Source organism: Streptococcus sp. 1F3 (assembly GCF_054968985.1).
In genome coordinates, this window is sequence record NZ_JBUEQR010000060.1 from 24,204 (window position 1) to 50,781 (window position 26,578).

General features: G+C 42.4%; 22 protein-coding genes. 19 read left to right on the forward strand and 3 right to left on the reverse strand.

Annotated elements, in window-relative coordinates; all coding sequences use genetic code 11:
- The first annotated feature begins 280 nt into the window (after window positions 1–280).
- From ACVPON_RS05540 to ACVPON_RS05565, 6 genes are all read left to right on the forward strand, one after another.
- Window positions 281–1,984, forward strand: coding sequence for an acetolactate synthase large subunit (locus ACVPON_RS05540; RefSeq protein ID WP_462876968.1), 1,704 nt, complete (start codon window positions 281–283; stop codon window positions 1,982–1,984).
- Complete coding sequence (gene ilvN, locus ACVPON_RS05545) at window positions 1,977–2,453, forward strand: acetolactate synthase small subunit (RefSeq protein ID WP_462876970.1); 477 nt, start codon at window positions 1,977–1,979, stop codon at window positions 2,451–2,453. Before ACVPON_RS05540 ends, ilvN begins: the two co-directional genes overlap by 8 nt.
- A 150-nt stretch (window positions 2,454–2,603) precedes the next feature.
- Window positions 2,604–3,626, forward strand: coding sequence for a ketol-acid reductoisomerase (gene ilvC / locus ACVPON_RS05550; RefSeq protein ID WP_462876972.1), 1,023 nt, complete (start codon window positions 2,604–2,606; stop codon window positions 3,624–3,626).
- Between the two features lie 149 nt (window positions 3,627–3,775).
- Window positions 3,776–5,026, forward strand: a complete 1,251-nt coding sequence (gene ilvA, locus ACVPON_RS05555; RefSeq protein WP_462876974.1) for a threonine ammonia-lyase IlvA — start codon at window positions 3,776–3,778, stop codon at window positions 5,024–5,026.
- A 92-nt stretch (window positions 5,027–5,118) separates the two neighbouring features.
- A complete protein-coding gene (locus ACVPON_RS05560) occupies window positions 5,119–6,015 on the forward strand; it encodes an SPFH domain-containing protein (protein WP_462876976.1) in 897 nt (298 codons plus the stop codon).
- 96 nt (window positions 6,016–6,111) lie between these two features.
- Window positions 6,112–6,321 (forward strand): capsule biosynthesis transcriptional regulator, encoded by a 210-nt coding sequence (locus ACVPON_RS05565; RefSeq protein ID WP_075098784.1) that lies wholly within the window; start codon window positions 6,112–6,114, stop codon window positions 6,319–6,321.
- Between the two features lie 251 nt (window positions 6,322–6,572).
- Here the strand turns inward: ACVPON_RS05565 and ACVPON_RS05570 are convergent, their stop codons facing one another.
- Window positions 6,573–7,328 carry an amino acid ABC transporter ATP-binding protein gene (locus tag ACVPON_RS05570; protein WP_462876978.1) on the reverse strand — a complete coding sequence of 252 codons (756 nt, stop codon included), beginning with the start codon at window positions 7,326–7,328 and terminating at the stop codon, window positions 6,573–6,575.
- Entirely contained in the window at window positions 7,321–8,886 is a 1,566-nt protein-coding gene (locus ACVPON_RS05575) for an ABC transporter substrate-binding protein/permease (RefSeq protein ID WP_462876980.1), read from the reverse strand. Before ACVPON_RS05575 ends, ACVPON_RS05570 begins: the two co-directional genes overlap by 8 nt.
- Window positions 8,887–9,255: 369 nt before the next feature.
- Here ACVPON_RS05575 and ACVPON_RS05580 point away from each other — a divergent pair, with 369 nt between their 5' ends.
- From ACVPON_RS05580 to sufB, 8 genes are all read left to right on the forward strand, one after another.
- Window positions 9,256–10,095: an undecaprenyl-diphosphate phosphatase gene (locus ACVPON_RS05580; RefSeq protein WP_462876982.1), complete on the forward strand. Its 840-nt coding sequence runs from the start codon at window positions 9,256–9,258 to the stop codon at window positions 10,093–10,095.
- A gap of 1,504 nt (window positions 10,096–11,599) precedes the next feature.
- Entirely contained in the window at window positions 11,600–12,334 is a 735-nt protein-coding gene (gene mecA, locus ACVPON_RS05585; protein WP_462876984.1) for an adaptor protein MecA, read from the forward strand.
- A complete protein-coding gene (locus ACVPON_RS05590) occupies window positions 12,331–13,509 on the forward strand; it encodes a glycosyltransferase family 4 protein (protein WP_462876986.1) in 1,179 nt (392 codons plus the stop codon). The genes mecA and ACVPON_RS05590 overlap by 4 nt, the downstream gene beginning before the upstream one ends.
- A gap of 112 nt (window positions 13,510–13,621) precedes the next feature.
- Window positions 13,622–14,392, forward strand: a complete 771-nt coding sequence (sufC, locus tag ACVPON_RS05595; RefSeq protein ID WP_462876988.1) for a Fe-S cluster assembly ATPase SufC — start codon at window positions 13,622–13,624, stop codon at window positions 14,390–14,392.
- A gap of 29 nt (window positions 14,393–14,421) precedes the next feature.
- Window positions 14,422–15,684, forward strand: coding sequence for a Fe-S cluster assembly protein SufD (gene sufD / locus ACVPON_RS05600; protein ID WP_462876990.1), 1,263 nt, complete (start codon window positions 14,422–14,424; stop codon window positions 15,682–15,684).
- A 6-nt stretch (window positions 15,685–15,690) separates the two neighbouring features.
- Window positions 15,691–16,920, forward strand: a complete 1,230-nt coding sequence (locus tag ACVPON_RS05605; RefSeq protein ID WP_462876992.1) for an aminotransferase class V-fold PLP-dependent enzyme — start codon at window positions 15,691–15,693, stop codon at window positions 16,918–16,920.
- Window positions 16,907–17,341 carry a Fe-S cluster assembly sulfur transfer protein SufU gene (gene sufU / locus ACVPON_RS05610; RefSeq protein ID WP_462876995.1) on the forward strand — a complete coding sequence of 145 codons (435 nt, stop codon included), beginning with the start codon at window positions 16,907–16,909 and terminating at the stop codon, window positions 17,339–17,341. The genes ACVPON_RS05605 and sufU overlap by 14 nt, the downstream gene beginning before the upstream one ends.
- A gap of 44 nt (window positions 17,342–17,385) precedes the next feature.
- Window positions 17,386–18,798: a Fe-S cluster assembly protein SufB gene (gene sufB / locus ACVPON_RS05615; RefSeq protein ID WP_462876999.1), complete on the forward strand. Its 1,413-nt coding sequence runs from the start codon at window positions 17,386–17,388 to the stop codon at window positions 18,796–18,798.
- A 110-nt stretch (window positions 18,799–18,908) separates the two neighbouring features.
- Here sufB and ACVPON_RS05620 read toward each other — a convergent pair whose 3' ends face one another.
- Window positions 18,909–20,141, reverse strand: coding sequence for a serine hydrolase (locus ACVPON_RS05620; protein WP_462877001.1), 1,233 nt, complete (start codon window positions 20,139–20,141; stop codon window positions 18,909–18,911).
- Between the two features lie 214 nt (window positions 20,142–20,355).
- On the opposite strand from ACVPON_RS05620, the gene ACVPON_RS05625 reads away from it, so the two are divergent.
- The 5 genes from ACVPON_RS05625 to ACVPON_RS05645 all read left to right on the forward strand — a co-directional run bounded on the left by ACVPON_RS05625 (window position 20,356) and on the right by ACVPON_RS05645 (window position 26,221).
- Window positions 20,356–22,149, forward strand: coding sequence for an oligopeptide ABC transporter substrate-binding protein (locus ACVPON_RS05625; RefSeq protein ID WP_462877004.1), 1,794 nt, complete (start codon window positions 20,356–20,358; stop codon window positions 22,147–22,149).
- 252 nt (window positions 22,150–22,401) lie between these two features.
- On the forward strand, window positions 22,402–23,403 hold the full coding sequence (locus tag ACVPON_RS05630; RefSeq protein WP_462877006.1) for an ABC transporter ATP-binding protein: 1,002 nt from the start codon (window positions 22,402–22,404) through the stop codon (window positions 23,401–23,403).
- A complete protein-coding gene (locus ACVPON_RS05635) occupies window positions 23,403–24,347 on the forward strand; it encodes an ATP-binding cassette domain-containing protein (RefSeq protein WP_462877008.1) in 945 nt (314 codons plus the stop codon). The genes ACVPON_RS05630 and ACVPON_RS05635 overlap by 1 nt, the downstream gene beginning before the upstream one ends.
- Window positions 24,348–24,349: 2 nt before the next feature.
- Window positions 24,350–25,306 carry an oligopeptide ABC transporter permease gene (gene opp4B / locus ACVPON_RS05640; protein WP_462877010.1) on the forward strand — a complete coding sequence of 319 codons (957 nt, stop codon included), beginning with the start codon at window positions 24,350–24,352 and terminating at the stop codon, window positions 25,304–25,306.
- 12 nt (window positions 25,307–25,318) lie between these two features.
- Window positions 25,319–26,221 (forward strand): ABC transporter permease, encoded by a 903-nt coding sequence (locus ACVPON_RS05645; protein ID WP_462877012.1) that lies wholly within the window; start codon window positions 25,319–25,321, stop codon window positions 26,219–26,221.
- Window positions 26,222–26,578 lie beyond the last annotated feature (357 nt).

The window sequence follows — 26,578 nt, forward strand, 5'->3', positions numbered from 1 at the left end:
CAATCTTTTTAGGAAACTTTAAGAAATCAAACAAAGTTAGGAATTTTCAGAAAATTCTATTGACTTTAGCTATCATTGTGATATGATAGTACATAACTCATTAAAAACGAAACCTTAATGTCTGGAACTCACCTGTTGATTTGTTGTTCGGCTCGTGATTGTCTTGCCTTGTTAGTGTTTGGTTTTTATAGAGTATGAGCTATTTTTATCTAGTATTTTGAGCAAGAACATGGTACTATATTAACTAACTAGTTGATGATAGATGAGAGGAGGAAGAGCGTTGAATCAAATTCAATTAGAGGAAGCCCGCTCGGGCTCCTATCTAATACTAGACACCTTGAAAAAATTAGGCGTCGATGTTATTTTTGGTTATCCAGGTGGGGCTGTCTTGCCTCTCTACGATGAAATTTATCGTTTTCAAGGGATTCAGCATATACTAGCCCGTCACGAACAAGGGGCGACCCATGCAGCAGAAGGATATGCCAAATCTACAGGGAAGATAGGTGTTGCACTTGTGACAAGTGGCCCTGGTGCTACCAATGCGATCACAGGGATTGCCGATGCGATGGGCGACAGCGTGCCGCTACTGGTCTTTACAGGGCAGGTCGCAACAGGTGGAATCGGAAAAGATGCCTTTCAAGAGGCAGATATTATCGGAATGACCATGCCGATTACCAAGTATAATTATCAGATACGGGATGTGGCAGATATTCCCCGAGTGATTACAGAGGCTGTTCATATTGCAACAACAGGCCGTCCTGGTCCAGTTGTCATCGATGTTCCAAAGGATATTCAGGAAACCGTTGTCGATTTTTACTATGATGATACGGTCTCCTTACCAAGCTATCAGCCAACGGTTATCCCCAATGGTCTGCAGGTTAAGAAGATTTTGCAGCAACTCTCACTTTCCAAAAAGCCCGTTATTCTGGCAGGAGGAGGGGTCAATTATGCAGATGCTAGTAAAGAGTTGATCGCCTTTGCAGAGCGCTATAGGATTCCAGTTGTCTCAACCCTCCTAGGGCTAGGAACGATGCCAGTTCAGCACGAATTATCGCTCGGTATGGGAGGAATGCATGGTTCATATGCGTCAAATATGGCATTGACAGAGGCAGATTACATGATTAATATTGGTGCCCGATTTGATGACCGCCTAACGGGGAAACCAAGCACCTTTGCCGTCCATGCGACCGTTGCACATATTGATATAGACCCAGCTGAGATTGGGAAGGTTGTCAAGACACAGATTCCAGTGGTCGGAGATGCCAAGGCAACTCTTGAAGCCCTACTGGCTTTAGAAAAAATAGAGACGAATTACGAAGAATGGACAAGTCATGTCCTTGACAATAAACGTCGAGCTCCATTCGGCTACGATGAAGATAAGGCATCTATCAAGCCCCAAAAAGTCATTGAAGTGATTGGGGAGATGACAAAGGGCGATGCTATCGTAGTGACCGATGTAGGGCAGCATCAAATGTGGGCAGCCCAGTTCTACCCTTACAAACATGCTCGCCAGCTCATTACTTCCGGTGGGATGGGGACGATGGGCTTTGGGATTCCAGCAGCTATCGGTGCCAAATTGGCTAATCCAAACCGAGAAGTCGTCCTTTTTGTAGGCGATGGTGGGTTCCAGATGACCAATCAGGAACTTGCGATTTTGAATGGCTACGGCGTGCCAATCAAGGTGATCCTATTGAACAATCACTCGCTGGGCATGGTCCGTCAGTGGCAGGAATCGTTCTATGACAAACGCCGCAGTCAGTCGGTCTTTGATGCGGAGCCGAATTTCAGACTTTTAGCAGAAGCCTATGGAATCGGTTATGCCCGCTGTAGCAATCCAGATACATTGGTTGAAGATTTAGAGGTTGTGAAAGAAGATAGACCGATGTTGATTGAGGTTCATATTTCCAATAAAGAGCATGTGCAGCCAATGGTTCCAGCAGGCAAGAGTAATGCAGAAATGTTGGGGGTGAAGTTCAATGCGTAGGATGTTAACAGCCAAATTGAGAAATTCATCTGGGGTCTTGAATCGCTTTACAGGAGTCTTGTCCCGTAGACAGATTAACATTGAATCGATTTCAGTAGGTCCTACTGAAATTACTGAAATTTCAAGGGTTACCGTCATCATTGATGTCAAAACGATGGATGAGGTAGAGCAAATCATCAAACAGCTCAATCGCTTGATCGATGTTGTTCGCGTGCGAGATATCACTGATATTCCGCATTTGGAGCGCGAGGTACTCTTGGTTAAGATTGTAGCGCCTCCATCGAAACGGGCTGAAATTTTAGCCATTATTCAACCGTTTCGAGCGAGTGTTGTTGATGTAGCACCCCATTCCATTACTATTCAGATGACGGGGGATGCAGATAAGATTGAAGCCTTGCTTCGGGTTATTCAACCCTATGGCATCAAAAACATTGCTCGTACAGGAGCAACAGGCTTTAGCAGAGATTAAGAAGTGGTATTCACTGGTGTAGTTCTTTGATATAGGAGAGAGGAAAGCAGGCTAAAGCGAATCCTAGTCGTCTCTAAGGCGGTTCTCTTGTGGGTATGTGAACTGTGTGAATAGGGCTTCTACTAATAAAATAGAAAAGAGAGAAAAACGATGGCAGTAGAAATGCAATACGAAAAAGATGTAACAGTAGCAGCACTAGATGGTAAAAAAATTGCTGTGATTGGGTATGGTTCACAGGGACACGCACATGCGCAAAACCTGCGTGATACAGGTCACGATGTCATCATCGGTGTACGTGCTGGTAAGTCCTTTGATAAGGCAAAAGAAGATGGATTTGCGACGTTTGAAGTAGCAGAAGCAGCTAAGCAGGCAGATGTTATCATGATTCTTGCGCCAGATGAAATCCAGGCGGATCTTTACACAACCGACATCGCTCCACACTTGGAAGCAGGTAATGCACTTGGATTTGCTCATGGCTTTAATATTCATTTTGGCTTTATCAAGGTTCCTAAAGAGGTAGATGTTTTCATGTGTGCGCCAAAAGGTCCGGGTCATCTGGTTCGTCGTACCTTTGAAGAGGGATTTGGTGTGCCAGCTCTTTATGCGGTCTATCAAGATGCGACTGGCAATGCCAAACATATCGCGATGGACTGGGCAAAAGGTGTTGGCTCAGCCCGTGTGGGACTTCTTGAAACAAGTTTCAAAGAAGAAACAGAGGAAGATTTGTTCGGTGAACAAGCGGTTCTTTGCGGTGGTTTGACAGCTCTTATGGAAGCAGGATTTGAAGTTTTGACAGAGGCAGGCTATGCGCCAGAACTTGCCTACTTTGAAGTGCTTCATGAAATGAAATTGATTGTCGATTTGATTTATGAGGGTGGCTTTAAGAAGATGCGCCAGTCTATCTCAAATACTGCTGAATTTGGGGATTATGTATCAGGGCCTCGTGTCATTACCGATCAAGTCAAGGAGAACATGAAAGGTGTTCTTGCAGACATTCAATCTGGTAAATTTGCCAATGACTTTGTTGAAGATTATAAAGCAGGCCGTCCACGTATGGAAGAATATCGTAAAGTAGCTGCTGGACTTGAAATTGAAAAAGTGGGAGCAGAGCTTCGCAAAGCGATGCCATTCGTCGGTAAAAATGATGACGATGCTTTTAAAATCTACAATTAAGAGTAAGGCAAGGATATAGAGGAAGTGAGAGAAATTGGTGCTAGAAAGGCAATTTTTCTCACTTTATTTTCATATATAATGCTTTTGTCTTACAAAAGAATGAGCTGTGAATACAGTTTTTGAGACCAATGATATAAAAAGGAGACGTTATGTTAACAGCTAAGGACATTGTACGCGCTCATAAGGTATTGAAAGATGTAGTGGTCTATACTCCATTAGATTATGATCGCTATTTATCAGAAAAATATGGGGCAAAGATTTATCTCAAACGTGAAAATGCCCAGCGTGTACGTTCGTTTAAGATTCGTGGTGCCTACTATGCTATTTCCCAGTTGAATGAAGAGGAGCGAAAACGTGGTGTAGTGTGTGCAAGTGCAGGGAACCATGCCCAAGGGGTGGCCTTTACTTGTAATGAGTTGAAAATTCCTGCAACAATTTTCATGCCGATTACCACACCGCAGCAAAAAATTGGACAAGTCCGTTTCTTTGGTGGTGATATGGTGGACATCAAGCTGGTGGGAGATACCTTTGATGCCTCTGCCAAAGCAGCTCAGGACTTTACTGAGCGTGAAAATCGGACCTTTATCGCTCCTTTTGATGATGTCAATGTGCAAGCTGGTCAGGGAACAGTAGCCTATGAAATCATGGAAGAGGCAGAGCGTGAATCTATCAACTTTGATACCATACTAGTCCCAGTTGGGGGTGGTGGGCTGATTGCAGGGGTTGCCACCTACATGAAGGAAAAAGATCCTGCTATTGAAGTCATTGGTGTGGAAGCTGAAGGGGCACGCAGCATGAAAGCTGCCTTTGAAGCAGGTGGTCCCGTTAAGTTAAAGGAAATCGATAAGTTTGCGGACGGAATTGCAGTACAAAAAGTAGGGCAGTTGACGTATGAAGTCACCCGTCAACATGTAGAAAATCTGATTGGGGTTGATGAGGGCTTGATTTCTGAAACCTTGATTGATCTGTATTCTAAGCAAGGAATAGTAGCAGAACCGGCAGGTGCAGCCAGTATTGCAGCTCTGGAAGTTTTGAGTGAGTATATCAAGGGAAAGACGATCTGTTGCATCATTTCAGGGGGGAATAACGATATCAACCGCATGCCAGAAATGGAGGAGCGGGCGCTCATCTATGACGGTATCAAGCATTACTTTGTTGTAAATTTCCCACAACGTCCAGGAGCTCTTCGAGAATTTGTAACAGACATCTTGGGACCAAATGATGATATTACGCGTTTTGAGTATATTAAACGAGCGAGTAAAGGCACGGGTCCTGTTCTCATCGGAGTGGCTCTGGCTGATAAGCATGGCTACGCAGGCTTGATTGAGCGCATGGAAAGATTCGACCCATCCTTTATCAATCTGAGAGGAAATGAGACACTTTATAGTTTACTTGTGTAAGCGTTTAACATTTTTGTAAAAATGCCCTACTTTTACTTGTCAACTCTTGGATAAAATAGTATAATACTATCCAAAGAAAAGGAGGGATACATATGGTTATCAATATTCTTGGTATTCTGTTGATTATCATCATCTTGTTGGCAGCAGTGCTTGCCCTAAGTTCGCTCTATGTCGTTCGTCAACAATCAGTTGTCATCATTGAACGGTTTGGTAAATACCAGAAGTTAAGCACGAGTGGGATTCATCTGCGCTTACCGTTTGGAATTGACCATATTGCTGCTCGTATTCAACTGCGCCTGCTCCAAAGTGAGATTGTAGTTGAAACCAAGACTCAGGACAATGTCTTTGTGACCATGAATGTGGCTACTCAATACCGGGTCAATGAGAACAATGTTACAGATGCCTACTACAAACTCATGCGTCCAGAAGCACAGATTAAGTCCTATATCGAAGACGCCCTTCGTTCATCTGTTCCGAAATTAACCTTGGACGAATTGTTTGAGAAAAAAGATGAGATTGCCCTTGAAGTCCAAAAACAAGTGGCAGAAGAAATGTCTACCTACGGTTATATTATCGTAAAAACCTTGATTACCAAGGTAGAGCCAGATGCAGAAGTCAAGCAGTCGATGAATGAAATCAATGCTGCCCAACGGAAGCGTGCAGCAGCTCAAGAACTAGCAGAAGCCGATAAAATTAAGATCGTGACAGCCGCAGAAGCAGAGGCTGAAAAAGATCGTCTGCACGGTGTAGGGATTGCCCAACAGCGAAAAGCGATTGTGGATGGTCTGGCTGATTCGATTAAAGAATTAAAGGAATCTGATGTTGGTTTATCAGAGGAGCAAATTATGGCTATTCTCTTGACCAACCAATATCTGGATACCTTGAATAATTTCTCTTATACAGGAAATAGTACGATCTTCCTACCTGCCAGTCCTGAGGGAATGGAAGACATTCGCACTCAGATATTATCTGCTTTAAAAGCAAAATAATAGCAAAATAATACTTATTTATTGTACATTTTACTTGACAAGTTCCGCAGGATATAATAAACTGAAACTGTACGAATAAAAAGAAAGGGGTTTCTCATGACTAGTTATGAAAAAGTGGCCGCAGTTGTCGGTTGGGTACGCGATAAAAAAATCACTGGATATCGCATCAGTAAAGAGACAAACGCACGTGAGATGTCAGTTATTGCCCTTGCACAAGGTCGCGCAAAGATTGACAACATTTCATTTGCTACCGCTTTGGGGCTTATTGATTTTTATGACAAAAATCATAAAAAATTTGAGAACTAATTTTAAGAGCGAGAAAGAGGAGTGTATCTCCTCTTTTACTCTTAAATATAGTAAAATACCGGCTATATTTTTAGCCGGTATTTTTAGTGTTGCGCAAGAAGTCGGATGTCTATAGAATGCTTTTTGAACCTTTCTGGGAGCTGATATACTCATTCCGTTTCCCTTTTATTACTTCAAGGATTGTGGAAACTCCGTTTCCTTATCTCCAACTTTCAATTATCTTCTAGATGATTGAAGAGTAGGGGATATTTTTAGACTGAAAGAGTATGACCTAGGAAGCGTTGTAGAAATTCTTTCGTTCTTGCTTCTTGTGGATGTTCAAAAATTTGTTGCGGGCTTCCTTCTTCGGTAATGAGCCCCTTATCCATAAAGATGACACGGTCTGAAACATCGCGGGCAAACTCCATTTCATGGGTTACAATAATCATGGTCAAACCTGACTTGGCAAGGTCCTGCATGGTTTTTAAGACCTCGCTTACCATTTCGGGATCGAGGGCGGAAGTTGGCTCATCAAAGAGAATGACTTCTGGATTAACAGAGAGGGCACGGGCAATCGCTACTCGTTGTTTTTGTCCACCTGATAACTGGCTTGGCTTGGCAGTCCAATAGTGTTCTCCCATGCCGACTTTGTTGAGATTTTCTTTGGCGATTTGTTCGGCATCAGTACGGCTACGTTTTAAGACAGTCGTTTGGGCAACGATGGCATTTTCTAAGACATTCAAGTTATTAAACAGATTGAACGACTGGAAGACCATTCCTAATTTTTCACGATAGGTGGTCAAATCGTAGCCTTTTGTCAATACATTTTCACCATGATAGAGGATTTCTCCCTCACTTGGCATTTCTAAGAGATTGATGGAACGCAAGAAGGTGGACTTCCCAGAACCAGAAGAGCCGATAATGGAGATAACTTCTCCTTTTTTGACGGTCATAGAGATATCTTTTAGAACTAGATTCTTGCCAAAAGCTTTTTTTAGATGTCTGATTTCTAAGATTGTATTAGTCATGAAGAACCTCCGTTTGCATTTGGTTTGCACCAGTCGTATAAGTGTCAGTATCAAGGCGTTTTTCAATCATGCGTAAGATGCGAGTGACTGTAAAGGTCAAGATAAAGTAGATGATAGCAATGACGGTAAAGGTTTGAAAATATTGGTAGGTTTGAGTTGCTACGGTATTTCCAGAGAAGTAAAGCTCTACTACGGAAATAACATTCAATACAGAGGTATCTTTTATGTTGATGACAAATTCATTGCCCGTAGCAGGTAAGATGTTGCGGACAACCTGTGGTAAGACAATCTTTCGCATGGTCTGGCTATGGGTGAAGCCAAGAGCAGTTGCTGCTTCAAATTGACCTTTATCTACTGCGAAGATTCCACCGCGGACAATCTCGCTCATATAAGCACCGGTGTTGATGGATACGATAAAAATCGCAGCCAAGGTTCGATCGAGATTCAATCCAAAGGCTTGGGCTGTTCCATAGTAGATCACCATAGATTGGACAATCATCGGTGTGCCCCGGAAGATTTCGATATAGACATTGATAAGGATAGCAAGGGCTTTTTGGAGGAAGGCAAGCGCTTTGTTCCCTGCTTTAGGAGCAGTACGAAAGACCCCGATCAACAAACCGATAGCCGTTCCAATAATCGTTCCCAGGATTGAAATGAGCAGGGTCATACCTGTGCCACGTAGAAGCGGTTGCCAGTTGGTGACCAAGATATTCCAGACTTGGACTGGGAAAGATGGTTTTACTTCTTCTATTGTCGTTTCAATTGGCTGTTGGGCAATCATTTTGTCCATGAGAGCCAGTCGATCTGTTTCACTGATGGCTTCTAAAATCTGGTTGACCTCTGCAATGCGACCATCATTTTTACGCATACCAACAGCGATCGTCACATCTTCTGCCTGGGTTTCAAAGCCGTCTACCAACTCTACCATGTGAAAGGCAGGGTTGGCTTCTTGAGCTGTGCGAGCTTCAGGACGCTCGGATACATAGGCGTCAATGATACCTGCTTCAAGAGCCTGACGAATCTGGGAAAAGTCTCCCATAGCTGTCTGTTTGTCAACACCGTCAATCTGATCGATCAATTCATAGAGGTAGACCCCTTGTTGGGCAGTAATCTTAGCTCCTGTGAAGTCTTGAATGCTGCTGGCATCAGCCCACTTGCTATCTGAGCGCATGACAAGGGTTGGAATAGAAGTGTAATAGCTAGAAGAAAAGGCGATTTCTTTCTTGCGTTCTTCTGTTGGGCTCATTCCTGCGAGAATCATATCGATTTTTCCAGAGGTTAAGGCAGGAACGAGTCCCTCCCATTTTGTCTTTACAACAAGGACTTTTTTGCCCATTTTGTCCGCAACCTTCTTGGCGATTTGGACATCGTACCCATTCGCAAATTGCCTGGTTCCTTCAATCGGTACAGCCCCATTTTCATCTGTTTCTTGTGTCCAGTTAAAAGGTGCATAGGCAGCTTCCATTCCGACACGTAGGTAGTCATCTGCTTGGGCATTTGTACGGATACAAAAAACAGCCATGAATGCTGTAAGTAGTACTAACAATCGTTTTTTCATAGTCTCTCCTTTTTCAAAAGTAGTTATATTGTATAAAAAATTCTGACAGATTGCAAACTAATCGAAAAAAGATACGCTTTCATTCTGGTTTGTGGTATAATGAAAGGCGTAATGTTTGGTATCTTTTATGGGAATGAGATAGTATGAACTCACTATTTTAAAGTAGTGGAAACGTTTGTATCTGGTCTGAAAACACCGTCATTTTCGGATTTTGTGATAAAGTGGGAAAATTCCTCAAAATGGTTAGTAGCAAGCTGTATGGATACTGGATGAGTAAGAAATGAGTAGGTCACGGGATTCAGTTGATAAGGGCTTCTCTTGATTGTTGAGGAGTATCAATAGAACACAGGCAATAAAAAGGAGTAAACAATGTTGGTTGAGATTATAAAAGCGATTTTCTTTGGAATTGTAGAGGGAATAACGGAGTGGTTGCCTATATCCAGCACGGGGCACCTGATTTTGGTACAGGAATTTGTCTCCTTTAAAGATGTAAGTACTGACTTTACTTCGATGTTCAATGTCGTCATTCAGTTAGGGGCAATCTTAGCTGTTATGGTGATTTACTTCGACAGGCTCAATCCTTTTCAGCCGGGGAAATCAAGTCGTGATGTTCGACTGACTTGGCAATTATGGGCAAAAGTAGTGATTGCGGCCTTGCCAGCAGCTATTTTGGGGCTTTTATTTGATGATTGGTTAGATCAGCATCTGTATCATTTTATTGTTGTTGCCTTGATGTTGATTGTTTACGGTTTAGCCTTTATTTATGTTGAAAAATGGCAGAAAAATCGTGAGCCACAGGTGACCTCCCTGCGTAAGATGCCTTATCAGACAGCCCTCTATATCGGTTTATTTCAGGTTCTAGCCTTGATTCCTGGGACCAGTCGGTCCGGGGCAACGATTCTAGGAGGTATTCTTCTTGGAACCAGCCGTGAGGTAGCGACGGAATTTACATTCTTCCTAGGTATTCCGATTATGTTTGGAGCCAGCCTGTTGAAAGTGATGAAACTCTTTATAAAAGGCTTGAATGTGACGGCAAGTCAGTGGTTGCTGTTGTTGCTTGCGATGGTGACTGCCTTTGGAGTTTCACTGGTTGTGATTCGCTTTTTGACCGATTATGTGAAGAAACATGATTTTACCTTCTTTGGGAAGTACCGAATTGCCCTAGGAACACTCTTAGTCCTTTATTATTTAGGAACCCTGTTCTTTTAGAAATAAGATACGAGGGCGTTAAAAAAGCGAATGAAAAATAGGAAGTTCTTCGCAGAAGCTGGAGCTTCTAGAAGAAGTTATCTTTTTTCCGAGCTTTTAGCCCGAGTTCAATTACAATAAGATACGAGCCCGTTAAAAACTCAAAGTAAAAATAGGAAACTTTTCGAAGACGCTTGGGTCTAGCAAAAGTTTATCTTTTTTACACAGAGCTTAGGGCGAGTTCAATTAAGATACGAGAGCGTAAAACAACTCCTAGAAAAAATAGACAATCGAAGCAGGGTGGCTTGCAACCAATGAGATTGGTCTTTTTTTCAGTGAGTTGTAGCTCGAGTTCAGTTTAACCAAGATACAAAGCCCGTTAAGAACTCAAAGCGTACCAAAGGCATCTATATCCGTAAGCGAACAAAGTTCGCAACGGCTATAGCAAAATAGAAAATTTGACGAGTGAAAAGCTCCAGTGGAGGTTTTCAGCCCCTAAAGGGATTCCATCTGTAATCGGCTAAAGCCGAAACAGCTGCCTATCTTTTTTCTAGCATTTTTAGTCCGAGTTCAATTAACCCAAGATACGAGGGCGTTAAAAAAGCGAATGAAAAATAGGGACCGAACAGAAGTTGCTTGCAACTTCGTCGTGAGACCCCGGCGAAGCTAGCTAGGCTAGTCACAAATGAAATAGAGGGAATAGTCAGCTAGCTACCGCCAATAAAACAAGTTCTGTCTCTTATTCATTGTTGGTCTTTTTTCCGAACTCAATTAAGATACGAGAGCGTTAAAAGCACAAAGTGAAAATAGGAAATCTGCCGAAGAGTTGGTAAACTCTAGGAAGATTTATCTTTTTCACACAGTGCTTAGCTCGAGTTCAATTCAATCAAGATATGAGGACGTCAAGAGCTAAGAAAAAGAGGAGAGTGCCGATGTGTTCGATAAACATCCGATACTCTCTTTTTTTCGAACATTTTTAGTCCACATTCATTATAAAGAGAAACCAATACTCCATAAAAATCAAAAGTAGACTAGCTTTCACCATTAAGAATTGTGAAAGGTTGGAAATGAGAGTAGTACCGCTCATTTCCTTCTAATCGAAGCCCAAGGTAGAACGAGCGTTCACCAAGGCAAGTGGACGAAGGATCCTTTTGATTTTTAAAGAGCATAAAAGACGATAAGAGCTAGGCGACAAGTGCTTGGAGCAGTAAAGGTGCAGTCGGGTGAAGTATACCTCACCCCTCGTCAATAATCATTCTGACCTTATCGACCTAGCTTGATGAACAGTATGTTCTATCTATGTGTTCGTTGTCTAGTTAGATGTTGATTTTTATAGAGGATCGCTTTTCTTATGGCTTGGGAAGCAGAAAAGACAGGCTGATGAAGTCAAGAATTTGTCCAGTGCTTTCTGTTCTGTCCTCTCTCTTTTCTTTTGTAAAAGAGGCTGTTTTTTTGTATAATGAATGACATACAGGTTCTCAAATAGTGGTTTGAGCAACAAGGAAGAGTATGAGGTAGCGAAGAAATGAAGATGAAACAAATTAGTGATTCAACGTTGAAAATCACCATTAAAATGGAAGACTTAGAAGATCGCGGAATGGAGATCGCAGATTTTCTAATGCCACAGGAAAAGACAGAAGAGTTTTTCTATGCGGTTTTGGATGAATTGGACTTACCGGCAACCTTCCGGGAAAGTGGGATGTTGAGCTTTCGCGTGACACCAAAACCAGACAAGATAGATATATTTGTTACCAAGTCAGACATTGAGCAACAGTTAAATTTCGATGATTTTACGGATATGGCAGACTTGGATGAACTCTCGCAAATGACGCCAGATGAATTTCTAAAGACACTTGAAAAGACGATTCGAGAAAAGAGCCTAGGAGACGACAGGGCAGTTCAGCATTTGGAGCAAGTAGAAGCTGATGATGAAGTAGCAGTAAAAGAGGTTGATAGGGAGGAACGCCAGTATATTTACTATATTCTGGATTTTGCAAGTTTGCAAGAGGCAGTTCAATTTGTCTCCTTAGTTGATTTTACGATTGAGGAGTCTGAACTCTACAAGATGAATGGACGTTATTATATGACGGTCTTAATCAATATTGAAAATCGTTCGACCTTCTATCCAGATTATATCTTATCGCGGATGTTAGAGCATGCAGATGATGCTTCTATCACGCGTGCAGTCCTCCAAGAACACGGGGTTCTTTTGCTTCCAGTTGGAGCCATTGATGAGCTTGGGAAGGTGAGCTTGGTATGATTCCCTTTGCTTTACAGTACATTATTGTCGTTGTGCTGACAATGATGGTTTCCGTTATTGCAACTCCCTTGATTCGTTTCTTGGCACTTAGAATCGGGGCAGTAGACAATCCAAATGCACGGCGTGTTAATAAGGTACCCATGCCCACTGCCGGTGGTTTAGCCATTTTCCTAGCTTTCTTTTTGGCGACCATGTGCTTTTTGCCCTTGATGGTGACACGCATCGGTCCACGAGGAACCTATATCGACTACATTTTACCTCTAGTTATTGCTAGCAGTATCATCATTGTGACCGGCTTGCTTGATGATATCAAGGAGCTACGTCCCCTGCCTAAGATGGTAGGGATGCTTCTTGCAGCTACGATTATTTGGATTTTTACTGAATTTCGCTTCGATAATTTTAAGATTCCTTTTGGTGGGCCAATGCTTCACTTTCCATCTTGGCTTTCTTTTTGTCTAACCATTCTTTGGATTGTAGCGATTACGAACGCGGTTAATCTCATCGATGGTCTCGATGGTCTTGTATCGGGTGTATCCATTATTTCCCTTACTACCATGGGAATTGTATCTTATTTTTTCCTCCATGACAGTAATCTCTACTTGACCTTGACAGTCTTTGTTTTAGTCGCCGCCATTGTTGGATTTCTGCCTTATAACTATCATCCAGCGATTATCTATCTGGGAGATACGGGAGCCTTGTTTATTGGTTTTATGATTGGGGTCCTATCGCTTCAGGGGCTGAAAAATTCTACAGCTGTTGCTGTGGTGACACCGATGATTATTCTAGGAGTACCGATTACCGATACGCTGGTAGCAATTATTCGCAGAACCTTATCCGGACAAAAAATTTACGAAGCAGACCGTATGCATCTGCATCATCGCCTCTTGTCACTCGGCTTAACCCATCGAGGAACGGTACTCGTTATCTATGCGATTTCCTTTATCTTTTCTCTCATCTCCTTGCTTTTAAATGTATCGAGTCGCTTGGGAGGGCTTCTCTTGATGGTAGCTCTGCTACTTGGAGTAGAAATCCTCAGTGAATTGATTGGGATTTTTGGAGAAAATAGGACACCGATTCTCAATCTATTACGCTTCATTGGAAATAGTGATGCGCGTCAGGAATATTTGGCAAAAAGACGAGCAAAAAAGGCAGAAAAGCAGAAAGAAAGAAGATAAGAATGTTTCAAAACAAAGAAAGAGCCTAAATGGCTCTTTTTTGGTATAATATATCAGATAATACTCTTTGGTCTTTAAAGAGTGTGGGTATCAAAACTGAATGGAGGTAGGTATGTCAGTACTAGAAATCAAAAATCTTCACGTGGAGATTGAGGGGAAAAAAATCTTAAAGGGAGTGAACTTGACCCTAAAAACAGGGGAAGTAGCAGCCATCATGGGACCGAACGGGACAGGAAAGTCAACCCTTTCAGCGGCTATTATGGGAAATCCCAACTACGAAGTGACCCAAGGAGAAGTCTTGTTTGATGGTGTCAATGTTTTGGAGTTGGAAGTTGATGAACGTGCTCGCATGGGGCTTTTTTTGGCGATGCAGTATCCAAGTGAAATCCCTGGAATCACCAATGCAGAATTTCTACGCGCAGCAATGAATGCTGGAAAAGAAGAGGAGGAAAAAATTTCTGTCCGTGACTTCATTACCAAACTGGATGAAAAAATGGAATTGCTCAATATGAAAGAGGAAATGGCAGAGCGTTACCTCAATGAGGGATTCTCAGGTGGTGAGAAAAAACGCAATGAAATTTTGCAACTATTGATGTTGGAACCTACCTTTGCTCTTTTGGATGAGATTGATTCTGGTCTTGATATCGATGCCCTTAAAGTGGTTTCCAAGGGAGTGAACGCGATGCGAGGTGAAGGTTTTGGAGCGATGATTATCACCCATTATCAACGTCTCTTGAACTACATTACTCCGGATGTGGTTCATATCATGATGGAGGGGCGTGTGGTTCTATCAGGTGGACCTGAACTTGCCATTCGCCTTGAAAAAGAAGGATATGCGAAAATCGCAGAAGAGTTAGGCTTGACTTACGAAGAGGAAGTTTAAGGCGAAACTTGTTCAGAAAGGAGAAAACGATGACCAAAGAAGCCATTAAACTTTTTTCACAAGCCCATGCAGAACCTGCTTGGTTGAGCGAGCTTCGTCAAACAGCTTTTGAAAAGATTGAAACACTAGCCTTGCCCATTATTGAACGGGTAAAATTTCACCGTTGGAATCTTGGGGACGGTACGATTGCAGCATCAGAAGCCATCAATAAAGTTCCTGATTTTACAGCTTTAGGTGCAAATCCCAAATTGGTCCAAGTAGGTACACAGACTGTCTTTGAGCAATTACCACCAGAATTAGCAGAAGCAGGTGTGGTTTTCACAGATTTTTATACAGCCTTAGAAGAAATCCCAGAGATCGTGGAGCAGTATTTTACTCAGGCAGTTGCTTATGATACGGATAAATTAGCAGCTTATCATACAGCCTATTTTAATAGTGGAGCTGTCTTATATGTTCCTGATTATGTTGAAATTGACCTACCTGTTGAGGGAATTTTCTACCAAGATAGTGATAGTGCTGTGCCCTTTAATAAACACATTCTTGTGATTACAGGTAAACATGCCAAGTTGAACTACCTCGAACGTTTTGAAAGCATTGGATCAGGGCATGAAAAGGCAACGGCGAATATTACGGTAGAAGTGATTGCAGGACCGGGTAGTCAGATTAAATTTGCAGCGATTGATCGTCTGGGTCAGCAGGTGACAACCTATATGAGTCGCCGTGGAAAAGTGAGCCATCATGCTAGCATTGATTGGGCGATTGGTGTGATGAACGAAGGGGATGTTGTAGCAGACTTTGACAGTGACTTGTACGGTGACGGTAGCCATGCAGATATGAAGGTTGTCGCCTTATCAAGTGGCAAGCAAGTTCAGGGAATTGATACACGGGTTACGAACTACGGTCGTCATTCGATTGGAAATATCCTCCAACATGGGGTTATCCTTGAAAAAGGGACACTTACCTTTAATGGAATCGGCCACATCATCAAAGGGGCTAAGGGGGCGGATGCCCAACAGGAAAGCCGTGTGTTGATGTTGTCTGATAAGGCACGAAGTGATGCCAACCCCATCCTTTTGATCGATGAAAATGATGTCACAGCAGGTCATGCAGCCTCTATCGGTCAGGTAGATCCAGAAGATATGTACTACCTCATGAGTCGTGGCTTGGACAAGGCGACAGCGGAACGCTTGGTCGTACGTGGTTTCTTGGGAGCAGTGATTACGGAAATCCCTGTTAAGGAAGCCCGCAATGAGATGATTGACGGAATTGAAGAAAAGTTAGATAAGAGGTAAGCAGTGATGCCAGTAGATAGCCATGCCATCAAAAAAGAATATCCAATCTTAGACCAGCAGGTCCATGATGAGCCTCTGGTTTATCTCGATAATGCAGCAACCACCCAGAAACCACAAGTTGTCTTGGAGGAAATATTAGATTACTACCAGACGGACAATGCCAATGTTCACCGAGGTGTTCATACCTTGGCGGAACGAGCGACTAGTCGCTATGAAGCGGCGCGTGAGCGTGTGAGACAGTTTATCCATGCGGGGTCAAGAAGGGAAGTGCTCTTTACCAAAGGAACCACAACTAGCCTCAACTGGGTGGCTCGTTTTGCAAGCCAAATGCTACAGCCAGGTGATGAAGTCTTGATTTCCATTATGGAACATCATGCCAACATTATTCCGTGGCAACAAGCATGTCAACAGTCGGGAGCCAAGTTGGTCTATGTCTACCTCAAGGAGGGTGGCTTGGATATGGAAGATTTACGATCCAAGCTATCGACCAAGACGAAATTTGTCTCTCTTGCCCACGTGTCCAATGTCCTTGGGGTGGTCAATCCGATCAAGGAAATCACCCAGCTGGCACATGAGGTGGGTGCTATTATGGTGGTGGATGGCGCCCAATCGACGCCCCATATGGCGATTGATGTGGTGGATCTAGAGGTGGATTTCTTTGCTTTTTCCGGTCATAAGATGTTGGGGCCAACCGGGATAGGTGTTCTTTATGGCAAGGAGAAGTGGTTGTCACAGATGGAGCCAGTGGAGTTTGGCGGTGAGATGATTGACTTTGTCTATGAGCAGTCTGCGACATGGAAAGAACTACCTTGGAAGTTTGAAGCAGGAACGCCCAATATAGCAGGTGCGATTGGACTTGCAAAAGCAATTGATGTATTGGTAGACATCGGCATGGATCATGTTGCCCACCACCAAGAAGAATTACTGACGTACCTCTTTCCTAAATTGCAGGCTATGGAAGGGCTTGAGATCTATGGTCCCCAAGATGTCTCTCAACGTTCAGGAGTGATTTCCTTTAACATAAAAGGGCTCCATCCTCATGATGTAGCAACGGCACTGGACTATGAGGGAGTCGCTGTTCGGGCAGGGCACCACTGTGCTCAGCCGCTCTTAGCTTATTTGGGAGTGCAGTCAGCTGTTCGAGCTAGCTTTTACCTCTACAATACCAAGGAAGACTGCGACAAATTGCTCGATGCACTAGAGAAAACAAAGGAGTTTTTCAATGGCACTTTCTAAACTAGAGAGCCTTTATATGGCAGTTGTGGCAGAGCATTCCAAGCATCCCCATCATCAGGGAACCCTTGACGGGGCAGAGCAAGTACACTTAAACAATCCAACTTGTGGCGATGTAATCAAGTTGTCTTTAAAGCTAGATGAAGCAGGAGAGAGGATTGAAGATATTGCCTTTGTGAATGCGGGCTGTACCATTTCGACAGCTTCAGCCAGTATGATGACGGATCTAGTTCTTGGTAAAGATAAGGCAGAGGTATCTGAGTTAGCGAGGCTATTTTCGGAAATGATCCAAGGACAGACAGATGAAGGTCAAAAGGAATTAGGAGATGCTGCTTTTCTAGCAGGTGTTGCCAAATTCCCTCAGCGAATCAAATGCGCTATGCTGGCCTGGAATGCACTAAACAAGGCTTTAGAGAAAGAGTAAATCCTAGGGCGAAAGATGAATACACTAGTATAGAGGAGAAAAGAATGACAGAAGAAAGGGTAGAACCAAAACCGATTGATCTCGGTGAATACAAATTCGGTTTTCATGATGATGTAGAGCCGATCATGTCGACAGGAAAGGGACTGAATGAGGAGGTTATCCGTTCCCTATCGGCAGCTAAAAATGAGCCAGAATGGATGTTGGAGTTTCGTCTCAAATCCTATGAGGTTTTCAAAAAAATGCCACTTGAGACATGGGGAGCAGACTTGTCTGAGATTGATTTCGATGATTTGATTTACTATCAAAAAGCGTCTGACAAACCCGCCCGTTCTTGGGATGATGTTCCTGAGAAAATCAAGGAAACCTTTGAGCGAATCGGGATTCCAGAGGCAGAACGTGCCTATCTTGCAGGAGCTGCAGCCCAGTACGAGTCTGAAGTGGTCTATCATAATATGAAAGAAGAATTTGAAAAGTTGGGGATTGTGTTCACCGATACAGACTCCGCCTTGAAAGAATATCCAGAACTTTTCAAACAGTATTTTGCAAAACTGGTTCCGCCTACAGACAATAAATTGGCGGCCTTGAACAGCGCAGTATGGTCTGGTGGTACCTTTATTTATGTCCCTAAAGGGGTCAAATGTGATATTCCTTTGCAGACCTACTTCCGTATCAACAATGAAAGTACAGGACAGTTTGAGCGAACCTTGATTATCGTAGACGAGGGGGCAAGTGTGCATTATGTTGAAGGATGTACAGCTCCGACCTATTCGAGCGATAGCTTACATGCGGCAATTGTAGAAATTTTTGCCCTTGAGGGGGCGTATATGCGCTATACAACTATTCAGAACTGGTCCGATAATGTCTATAATCTTGTGACCAAGCGTGCCCGTGCTTTGAAAGATGCGACAGTAGAGTGGATTGATGGAAACTTAGGAGCAAAGACGACGATGAAATATCCGTCTGTTTACCTTGACGGTACAGGAGCTCGCGGGACGATGCTCTCGATTGCCTTTGCAAATACAGGTCAACACCAAGATACTGGTGCTAAGATGATTCATAATGCACCGCACACTAGCTCGTCGATTGTCTCCAAATCCATCGCTAAGGGAGGCGGGGCGGTAAACTACCGTGGTCAAGTAACCTTTGCCCGCAATTCAAAAAAATCGGTCAGCCATATTGAGTGCGATACCATCATCATGGATGACCTGTCTAAGTCAGATACTATTCCCTTTAATGAGATTCATAACTCACAGGTTGCCTTGGAACATGAGGCGAAGGTCTCTAAGATTTCAGAAGAACAGCTTTATTATCTTATGAGCCGTGGTTTGTCAGAAGGCGAAGCGACTGAGATGATTGTAATGGGCTTTGTGGAACCATTTACCAAAGAACTACCAATGGAATATGCCGTTGAACTCAACCGCTTGATTTCCTACGAAATGGAAGGATCTGTCGGTTAGATTCTACCTCTCCGGCAGAAGCGAGCGATAGAGACCTACGGAAGTATTTCTCTGTATGAGGCTTCTAGTTATAACAAAAAAGGAAAACCTACAAAGTTTCCTTTTTTATTTTATAGTTTTTCATTGACATATCGGACAAAATGATTCCACCAAGAAAAGGGCCAGTTTGCAGGAGGAATGTCCTTGCCTACGACTAGTTCAACGCTTGGTTGCTTGTCTACATAGCCATGACCGATTAAGTCCGTGTCTTTTAAGGTTAAGGTACCGACAGGAGTTCCCTTGGCAAGCGGAGCATCAAATATAGTATCAAGTCCCTTTGTTTTTGCTAAGGTTTCTTCTTTGTATCGTTCCCTTTTTGCAAACATGAGATCTTCTTTGGCGACAGCTGGAATGCTTGCTTCCTTACCATTAAAGACGGTTACCTTACTATCGTGATAGGGCTGACCAGCTTCTACGATGGGGGTCCAGCTGAAATAAGTATAGGAATACTTCATCAAGTTTATCGTTTCGATAAAGCGTTTTTCGGGATAGAGATCTCCCTCTTTAGTATGGAGAATCACTGTGATGACCCGCATGTTATTTTCGACACCAGTTGCAACGATAGATGTTCCAGAAGCTGTTTTGAGACCATCTACTCCCTCTTTCTCATAAGCACCTCCTCTTAGCATAGGATTGGTTCCATAGTAGGTTGTCCCATCTAGTTTAAAGTGGGAGCGGGAAGTAACTTCCAGTACTTGCGGATAATCGAGAATAAGCCTGCGGGCGACGATGGCAACATCAAGGGCGGAGAGGCGATTTTCCTCGGTCTTTTTCTCATCTGAGGCCGCCTCGTCTTCGGAAGGGTCCTTGCTTAAGCCAGTTGAATTGATGATGGTTGCATCTGAAATTCCCCAAGATGTCAACTTTTCGTTCATTAAGGTTACAAAGGCAGCTTCACTACCTGCTACCTGCTCAGCTAGGGCAATGGTTGCACTATTGGCTGAAGCAATCAAGGAAGCATTGATTAGTTCCTGAACAGAATAAGAAGGCTTATCCAAAGGAATATTGGTCACTGGAGATGAGATGCTCAACTGATAGGCATAGTCTGAGATGGGTACTTGGGTGTCCAAGGTCAATTTTTTCTGTTCAATGGCTTCATAAACCAAATAGACTGTCAGTAGATTTGAAATAGAGGCGATACTGGTTGGAGTGGTCGCGTGTTGTTCATAGAGAATTTTGCCAGTCTGTGCCTCAATGGCAATTGAATGCTCGGCATCTGTGCTATATTGTTCAACAGCATGGATGGATAAGGGGAATAATACTGCACACAAACAAGTGAGTAAGAATTTATACAATCGTTTCATATCAATGGCTACCTCGTTCTATATTCGTTCCTATTATATCACAAAAGTAAGGAGTACTTTAGTTGAAATTTTTATAGAAAATAGTCTGAAAATAATGAAAATTGTTTCTTTTACAAAATTTTCAAATGAAAAGTCTTTTTTTAAGGAAAATTTATGGTATAATATCTTTCATAGACATAAAGTCTTTACTATATAAGATATAAAGAGGTGTTTTATGAATAAGTCTACAAAAATGTTCACTCTTATGGGAGTGACATTGTTGTCAGTTGCGGCGCTTGCGGCGTGTGGTTCGAAAAGTTCATCTAGCAAGGGTGCTGGAGCGGAATTGAGCTTCCCAGCTGAGGTGACCCACGATGGGACAGCGATTAAAGGTGGGCAGTTTAAGTATGCGATTGTGGCAGCATCTGCTACATCTGGGCTCATGATTGATGAATTGACACATCAAGTTATTGACTCTACTTTTGGTGCGATGGTTGATACGTCTATGTTTGGTTACGATGGGAACCGTAAGCTAGATGATTCAGGACTTGCTAAAGTAGAGTTTGATACCAAGGCAAAGACTGTTACGGTTAGCTTGACTGGTAAAGACTACAAGTGGTCAGATGGGGAGCCATTTACGATTGATGACTACCTCTTTACGATTGAAAAAATGGCGGATAAGGGCTATACGGGTGTCCGTTTTGATGAAAAATTCACCAATATCGTCGGTATGGACGAATTTGTCGCAGGGACAGCAGATACGATTTCAGGGATTGAAAAAGTGGATGACTATACAGCTGTACTGACTGTAAAAGAGATGAAGCCATCAATGATGTATGCAGGTGGAGCTGTGCCAGCCTATGTCACTCCAAAACATATCTTTAAAGATATTCCAGTGGCTGATTGGGAAAAGAGTGACTATGCTCGTGCGACAACGAAAATCGTTGGAATGGGACCATTTAAGGTCAAAGAAGTAGTTAGTGGAGAGTCTGTTACGTTTGAACCAAATGAATACTACTTCAAGGGCAAGGTAAAAGTAGAGAGCCTGAAGATGGACATCGTCTCACCTGATACCATTGTCTCAGAGATGAAGGCAGGTCACTATGATGTTGCAGATATGCCTGTAGATCAGTTAGACTCTTATAAGAGCTTATCGAATGTGACCCTTCTTGGTAATCTAGAGTCATCTTACGAATACCTATCCTTTAACTTCGGTAAGTACGATGAGGCAGCTAAGAAAAACATTGTCAATCCTGATGCGAAAATGAACGATGTCAAATTGCGCCAGGCGATGGGTTATGCCCTTGATACGAAGACTGCGGGTGAAAAACTCTATAATGGCTTGTATCACCCAGCAAACTCTTTGATTATCTCATTCTTTGGCGAGCTTCATGATTCAGAGTTGGAAGGCTTTGCCTATAACCCAGAAAAAGCAAAAGAATTGCTAGATGAAGCAGGTTACAAAGATGTGGACGGAGATGGTATCCGTGAAGATAAGAACGGCAAACCATTCAAAATCAGTCTTGCTGCGCGTAAGCGTACAGAAGCCAATGAAGCCCTTGTCCAACAGTACCTTGCTTGGTGGAAGGAAGTTGGCTTGAATGTTGAGCTTTATACAGGTCGCACGATTGAGTTGAATTCATTCTATGAGATGGTGCAAGCCAACGATGCCAATATCGATGCTTACCTTGCTGGATGGTCTACTGGTTATGATCCAATGCCAAATATGTGGGGACCTACTAACAAGTTTAATATGTCTCGCTTTGTCTCAGAAGAAAATACGAAATTACTCGAAGCGATTGGATCTGTTGAATCATTTGATGAAGAAAAAAATCTTGAAAACTACAAGAAATGGCAAGAAAATGCTGAAAAAGAAGCATTTGCAATCCCATTGTTTGAATCAGAAGCAGTCACAGCTATTAACAAGCGTGTTAAAGGTTGGGATACTTACTATGGTTCAGCTTCTAAATCTTCAGCTGCAAATTGGGTAAATGTCGAACTGACTGCTGAAAAGGGTCTTGCGGAATAAGCTGTCTACTGAAAAATCTCTCATAACGGAATGTTAGAGAAAGATTTTGAAAAAGCCAACTTTGTTGGCTTTTTCAAATTATCGTGTAAAAAATACTGACAAGGAACGAGATTTTTTCTGAGATTTAGAAAGAAATTTTACTCCTTTCCCTGCTGAAATAGTTGGCAGAGGAGGGGGATTTATGATAAAATAGGATAAATATTTTATTTTTTTATTGACAGGCAGCTTAGCTGTTGACGAAGGAGGAAAAGCGTGACAAATGAAAAACCGCTTTTAGAGATTAGGGATCTACACGTCGGTTTCCGTATTGGCGATGAATTTTATGATGCTGTTGACGGTGTATCCATTGATCTGCAAAAAAATGAAATTTTGGCGATTGTAGGAGAATCAGGGTGTGGAAAATCAACCTTAGCCACCACCATCATGGGGCTGCACAATCCATTAAATACAAAGATTGAAGGCAACATCCAATACAAAGACAAAGAGTTAGTCGGAATGAGTGAAGCGGCTTACAATAAGATTCGTGGAAATGATATTGGAATGATTTTCCAAGATCCATTGGCTTCTTTGAACCCTTTGATGACCATTGGTGCGCAAATTGATGAAGCGCTTTATTATCATACAGATATGAATGCAGAAGAGCGTACAGCTCGTGTCTTGGAATTGCTAGAGCAAGTTGGTATTCCAAATCCAAAACGGACTTTCAAACAGTATCCACATGAACTATCAGGAGGTATGCGCCAACGGATTGTCATTGCGATTGCTTTGTCATGTAAACCACCGATTATTATTGCTGATGAACCGACAACTGCCCTAGATGTGACGATTCAGGCTCAAATTTTGGACTTGTTAAATGAAATCCAAGCAGAGACTGGTTCAGGAATCATCTTAATCACGCATGACCTAGGTGTGGTAGCAGAGACAGCAGATCGAGTAGCTGTGATGTATGGTGGTCAATTTGTGGAACTAGCGCCTGTCGAAGAGTTATTTACCAATCCAAGACATCCCTACACTCGTTCTTTATTGAAATCAAATCCTCAATCAAGTGATGAGGGTGGCGACTTGCACGTAATTGATGGGACTGTGCCACCATTGACGAAAATGCCTCGTACAGGTTGCCGTTTTGCCTCTCGGATTCCTTGGATTGAGCCAGGTGCCCATGAAGCAAATCCTGTTATGCATGAAGTGTCAGCAGGTCATTTTGTACGCTGTACTTGTCACGAAACATTCTACTTTGAAGGAGAGACGAACTAATGGGATTTATTGAAGTAAAAGATTTAAAAGTTCATTACCCAATTCGTAGTGGTTTCTTCAATCGTATTACAGATTATGTCTATGCCGTTGATGGTGTTAATCTTCATTTTGAAGAAGGAAAAACGTATGGTCTTGTAGGAGAATCAGGTTCGGGTAAATCAACGATTGGAAAAACGATTATCGGTTTGGAGCGTGCAACGTCTGGAGAGATTATCTATGAAGGACACAATGTGACCAATAAACCCCGTCGCAAAAAAGGCAACTTTAACCGCGATGTTCAAATGATTTTCCAAGACTCTCTCTCAAGTTTTAATCCGAAAAAGCGGATTTTAGATATTATTGCAGAGCCTATTCGGAATTTTGACCGTGTATCGCCGGAGGAAGAAAAGAAACGTGTTCTTCGCCTATTAGATACGATCGGCTTGACAGAAGAGGCACTTGTCAAATACCCGCACGAGTTTTCAGGGGGACAACGCCAGCGTATCGGTGTTGCCCGTGCCTTGGCAAGTAATCCACGCTTAATTATTGCTGATGAGCCAGTATCTGCCTTGGATTTGTCTGTACAAGCACAGGTCTTGAATTATATGAAACGTATCCAAGATGAGTATAAATTGAGTTATCTCTTTATTTCTCACGATCTTGGTGTTGTTCAACATATGTGTGATGAGTTGTATATTATGTATCGCGGTCGTTTTGTTGAAACTGGAACCAAAGAAGATATCTATAATCACCCACAGCACATTTATACGAAACGCCTATTATCAGCAATTCCAAGTATTGACCCAGCCAATCGTGTGCAAAATAAAGAACGTCGTTTGGCAGCTGAGCAGGAGTATCTTGAAAAACAAAGTATCTTCTATGACGAAAATGGACGTGTATTTGACTTGAAAAAATTTGCGGATACTCATCAGGTTGCTTTACCAGAGACGAAAGGAGGTATCTAAGTATGTGGAAGACGATATTACGCCGGTTTTTAATGATGATACCTCAGCTCATTCTTCTTAGTATCATCGCGTTCGCATTTGCAAAGTTGATGCCGGGTGATCCGTTTACAGGACAGGTTGATCCAAATATCGACCCTGAGGCAATTGAACGTTTGCGTATTCAATACGGTTACTATGATCCGATTCATATCCAATATTTCCGCTGGATTGGCAATATCCTACACGGAGATTTCGGGCAGAGTGTTTTCTTTAAACAGCCTGTTAGCGCCATTATTATGCAACGCTTGAACAATACCATCTGGCTCTCTCTCTTGACGATGGTAATTACCTATGTGATTGCCTTGCCATTGGGAATGATTGCAGGACGGTATCAAAATTCTGTAGCAGATAAAATCATCAATGTTTATAACTTTTTGACCTATTCAACCCCTGTCTTTATCTTTGCGATTTTGCTTTTGTGGTTGTTTGGTTTCTCTCTTGGCTGGTTCCCAACACGTGGTTCCATCGCTTCAGGAATTACTGGTTTAGAGGCTATTTTCAGCCGTTTGCACCACATGATTTTGCCAGCTTTGACGCTCGCTATCTTATCAACGACGAGTACGATTCAGTATTTGCGAACGGGTGTAATTGATGCGAAAGCTCAAGATTATGTTCGGACAGCTCGTGCCAAAGGGGTTCCAGAAAAAGTAGTTTACAACCGTCACATTTTCCGGAATTCTATTTTGCCAATCGCGGCTTTCTTGGGATATGAATTGACAGGCTTGATTACCGGTTCTGTTTTTGTGGAAAATATCTTTACCTATCCCGGAATTGGACAGCTATTTATCACCTCCCTTTCAGGTCGTGACTATAGTGTTATTTTAGCTCTCTTATTGATGTTCGGATTTGGAACCTTGCTTGGAACCCTCTTATCTGATATTATCATGAGTATTGTTGACCCGCGGATTCGAGTTAAGTAAAGGAGGAGAAACGTGAGTAAAAATCAAAAATTAGATAAAAACACGGCATCTACTCCTCCAGGAGGGTTACGTGTCATTGCTCGAGAGTTTACGAAAGATAAGGTGGCTCTAGTATCCCTATTTCTGTTGGCTACTATTTTAATTGGTGTCTTTGTTGGGGCTATCGTTATGAACCAAGAAGAAGTGATGAAAGTGAACTTGCTTGGTCGTTACCTTGAGCCAGGTGTAGATGGACATCTCTTGGGGACAGATGAAGGTGGACGAGATATCTTTGGTCAGTTGATTATTGGAGCTCGTAACTCGATTATCATTGGTTTTTCAATTACTATTCTGACCAGTATAATGGGTGTGTCGTTAGGAATCGTTGCAGGATACTACGGTGGTAAATTTGATGGATTCTTGATGCGAATCGTAGATTTCATCTTGATTTTGCCAACCTTGATGATGATTATCGTCTTTGTTACAGTTGTTAAAAATTACACTATTTATCATTTTATCTTCATCATGAGTATGTTTGGGTGGACTTATAAGGCTCGCCTGTTTCGAACGCGCACATTGTCTGAAGCTAGCTTGGACTATGTAAATGCTTCTAAAACACTCGGAACGAGTGATTTTATCATCATGTTCCGTGAGATTCTGCCTAATTTGAGTTCCCTAGTAATCGTTAACTTGACCCTGAATTTTGCTGGAAACATAGGGATTGAAACCTCCCTTACTTACCTTGGCTTTGGTCTTCCAGCGACAGTCCCAAGTTTGGGAACCTTGATTGCTAACGCAAGAAATGCAGAAGTCTTGGAAAATAAAACCTGGATTTGGTTGCCAGCAGCAGTATTTATCCTGGTGATGATGCTATGTATCAATTATATTGGACAAGCCTTCCAACGCGCAGCTGATGCAAAACAACGTTTAGGTTAATTTTTCGTTTATTCATATAGAAAACAAAAGTAGTAAGTCGTTGGACTTGCTACTATTTTTAAATGTTTAGAAGATGTAGCTGAAAAAGGGAAGTTGCAGACGTCTACTCGAAAGTTTTGAGGCTATGCTTGAAATAGTATCTGATAGAGGAATATAGGAGGTGTAGCTAGGGAAATGGTATAGCATCATCAAGCAAGCCCTCTACACGACTAGAGCTAGCTTCTGTCTAGATATTCCCTCCTTTCCTACGAATAAGGCATTTGTAAGGGGGGTGAGAGCTTCAAGGATAAAAAAAGTAAAAAAAAATTAAAAAATCTATTGACAAAGAAAAGTTGAGGTGATATACTGATATAGTTG

Excerpts from the sequence above, each read along its gene's own strand:
- ilvN (WP_462876970.1), top strand. The coding sequence starts at position 1,977 with ATGCGTAGGATGTTAACAGCCAAATTGAGAAATTCATCTGGGGTCTTG.
- ilvC (WP_462876972.1), top strand. The coding sequence starts at position 2,604 with ATGGCAGTAGAAATGCAATACGAAAAAGATGTAACAGTAGCAGCACTA.
- ilvA (WP_462876974.1), top strand. The coding sequence starts at position 3,776 with ATGTTAACAGCTAAGGACATTGTACGCGCTCATAAGGTATTGAAAGAT.
- ACVPON_RS05560 (WP_462876976.1), top strand. The coding sequence starts at position 5,119 with ATGGTTATCAATATTCTTGGTATTCTGTTGATTATCATCATCTTGTTG.
- ACVPON_RS05565 (WP_075098784.1), top strand. The coding sequence starts at position 6,112 with ATGACTAGTTATGAAAAAGTGGCCGCAGTTGTCGGTTGGGTACGCGAT.
- ACVPON_RS05570 (WP_462876978.1), bottom strand. The coding sequence starts at position 7,328 with ATGACTAATACAATCTTAGAAATCAGACATCTAAAAAAAGCTTTTGGC.
- ACVPON_RS05575 (WP_462876980.1), bottom strand. The coding sequence starts at position 8,886 with ATGAAAAAACGATTGTTAGTACTACTTACAGCATTCATGGCTGTTTTT.
- ACVPON_RS05580 (WP_462876982.1), top strand. The coding sequence starts at position 9,256 with ATGTTGGTTGAGATTATAAAAGCGATTTTCTTTGGAATTGTAGAGGGA.
- mecA (WP_462876984.1), top strand. The coding sequence starts at position 11,600 with ATGAAGATGAAACAAATTAGTGATTCAACGTTGAAAATCACCATTAAA.
- ACVPON_RS05590 (WP_462876986.1), top strand. The coding sequence starts at position 12,331 with ATGATTCCCTTTGCTTTACAGTACATTATTGTCGTTGTGCTGACAATG.
- sufC (WP_462876988.1), top strand. The coding sequence starts at position 13,622 with ATGTCAGTACTAGAAATCAAAAATCTTCACGTGGAGATTGAGGGGAAA.
- sufD (WP_462876990.1), top strand. The coding sequence starts at position 14,422 with ATGACCAAAGAAGCCATTAAACTTTTTTCACAAGCCCATGCAGAACCT.
- ACVPON_RS05605 (WP_462876992.1), top strand. The coding sequence starts at position 15,691 with ATGCCAGTAGATAGCCATGCCATCAAAAAAGAATATCCAATCTTAGAC.
- sufU (WP_462876995.1), top strand. The coding sequence starts at position 16,907 with ATGGCACTTTCTAAACTAGAGAGCCTTTATATGGCAGTTGTGGCAGAG.
- sufB (WP_462876999.1), top strand. The coding sequence starts at position 17,386 with ATGACAGAAGAAAGGGTAGAACCAAAACCGATTGATCTCGGTGAATAC.
- ACVPON_RS05620 (WP_462877001.1), bottom strand. The coding sequence starts at position 20,141 with ATGAAACGATTGTATAAATTCTTACTCACTTGTTTGTGTGCAGTATTA.
- ACVPON_RS05625 (WP_462877004.1), top strand. The coding sequence starts at position 20,356 with ATGAATAAGTCTACAAAAATGTTCACTCTTATGGGAGTGACATTGTTG.
- ACVPON_RS05635 (WP_462877008.1), top strand. The coding sequence starts at position 23,403 with ATGGGATTTATTGAAGTAAAAGATTTAAAAGTTCATTACCCAATTCGT.
- opp4B (WP_462877010.1), top strand. The coding sequence starts at position 24,350 with ATGTGGAAGACGATATTACGCCGGTTTTTAATGATGATACCTCAGCTC.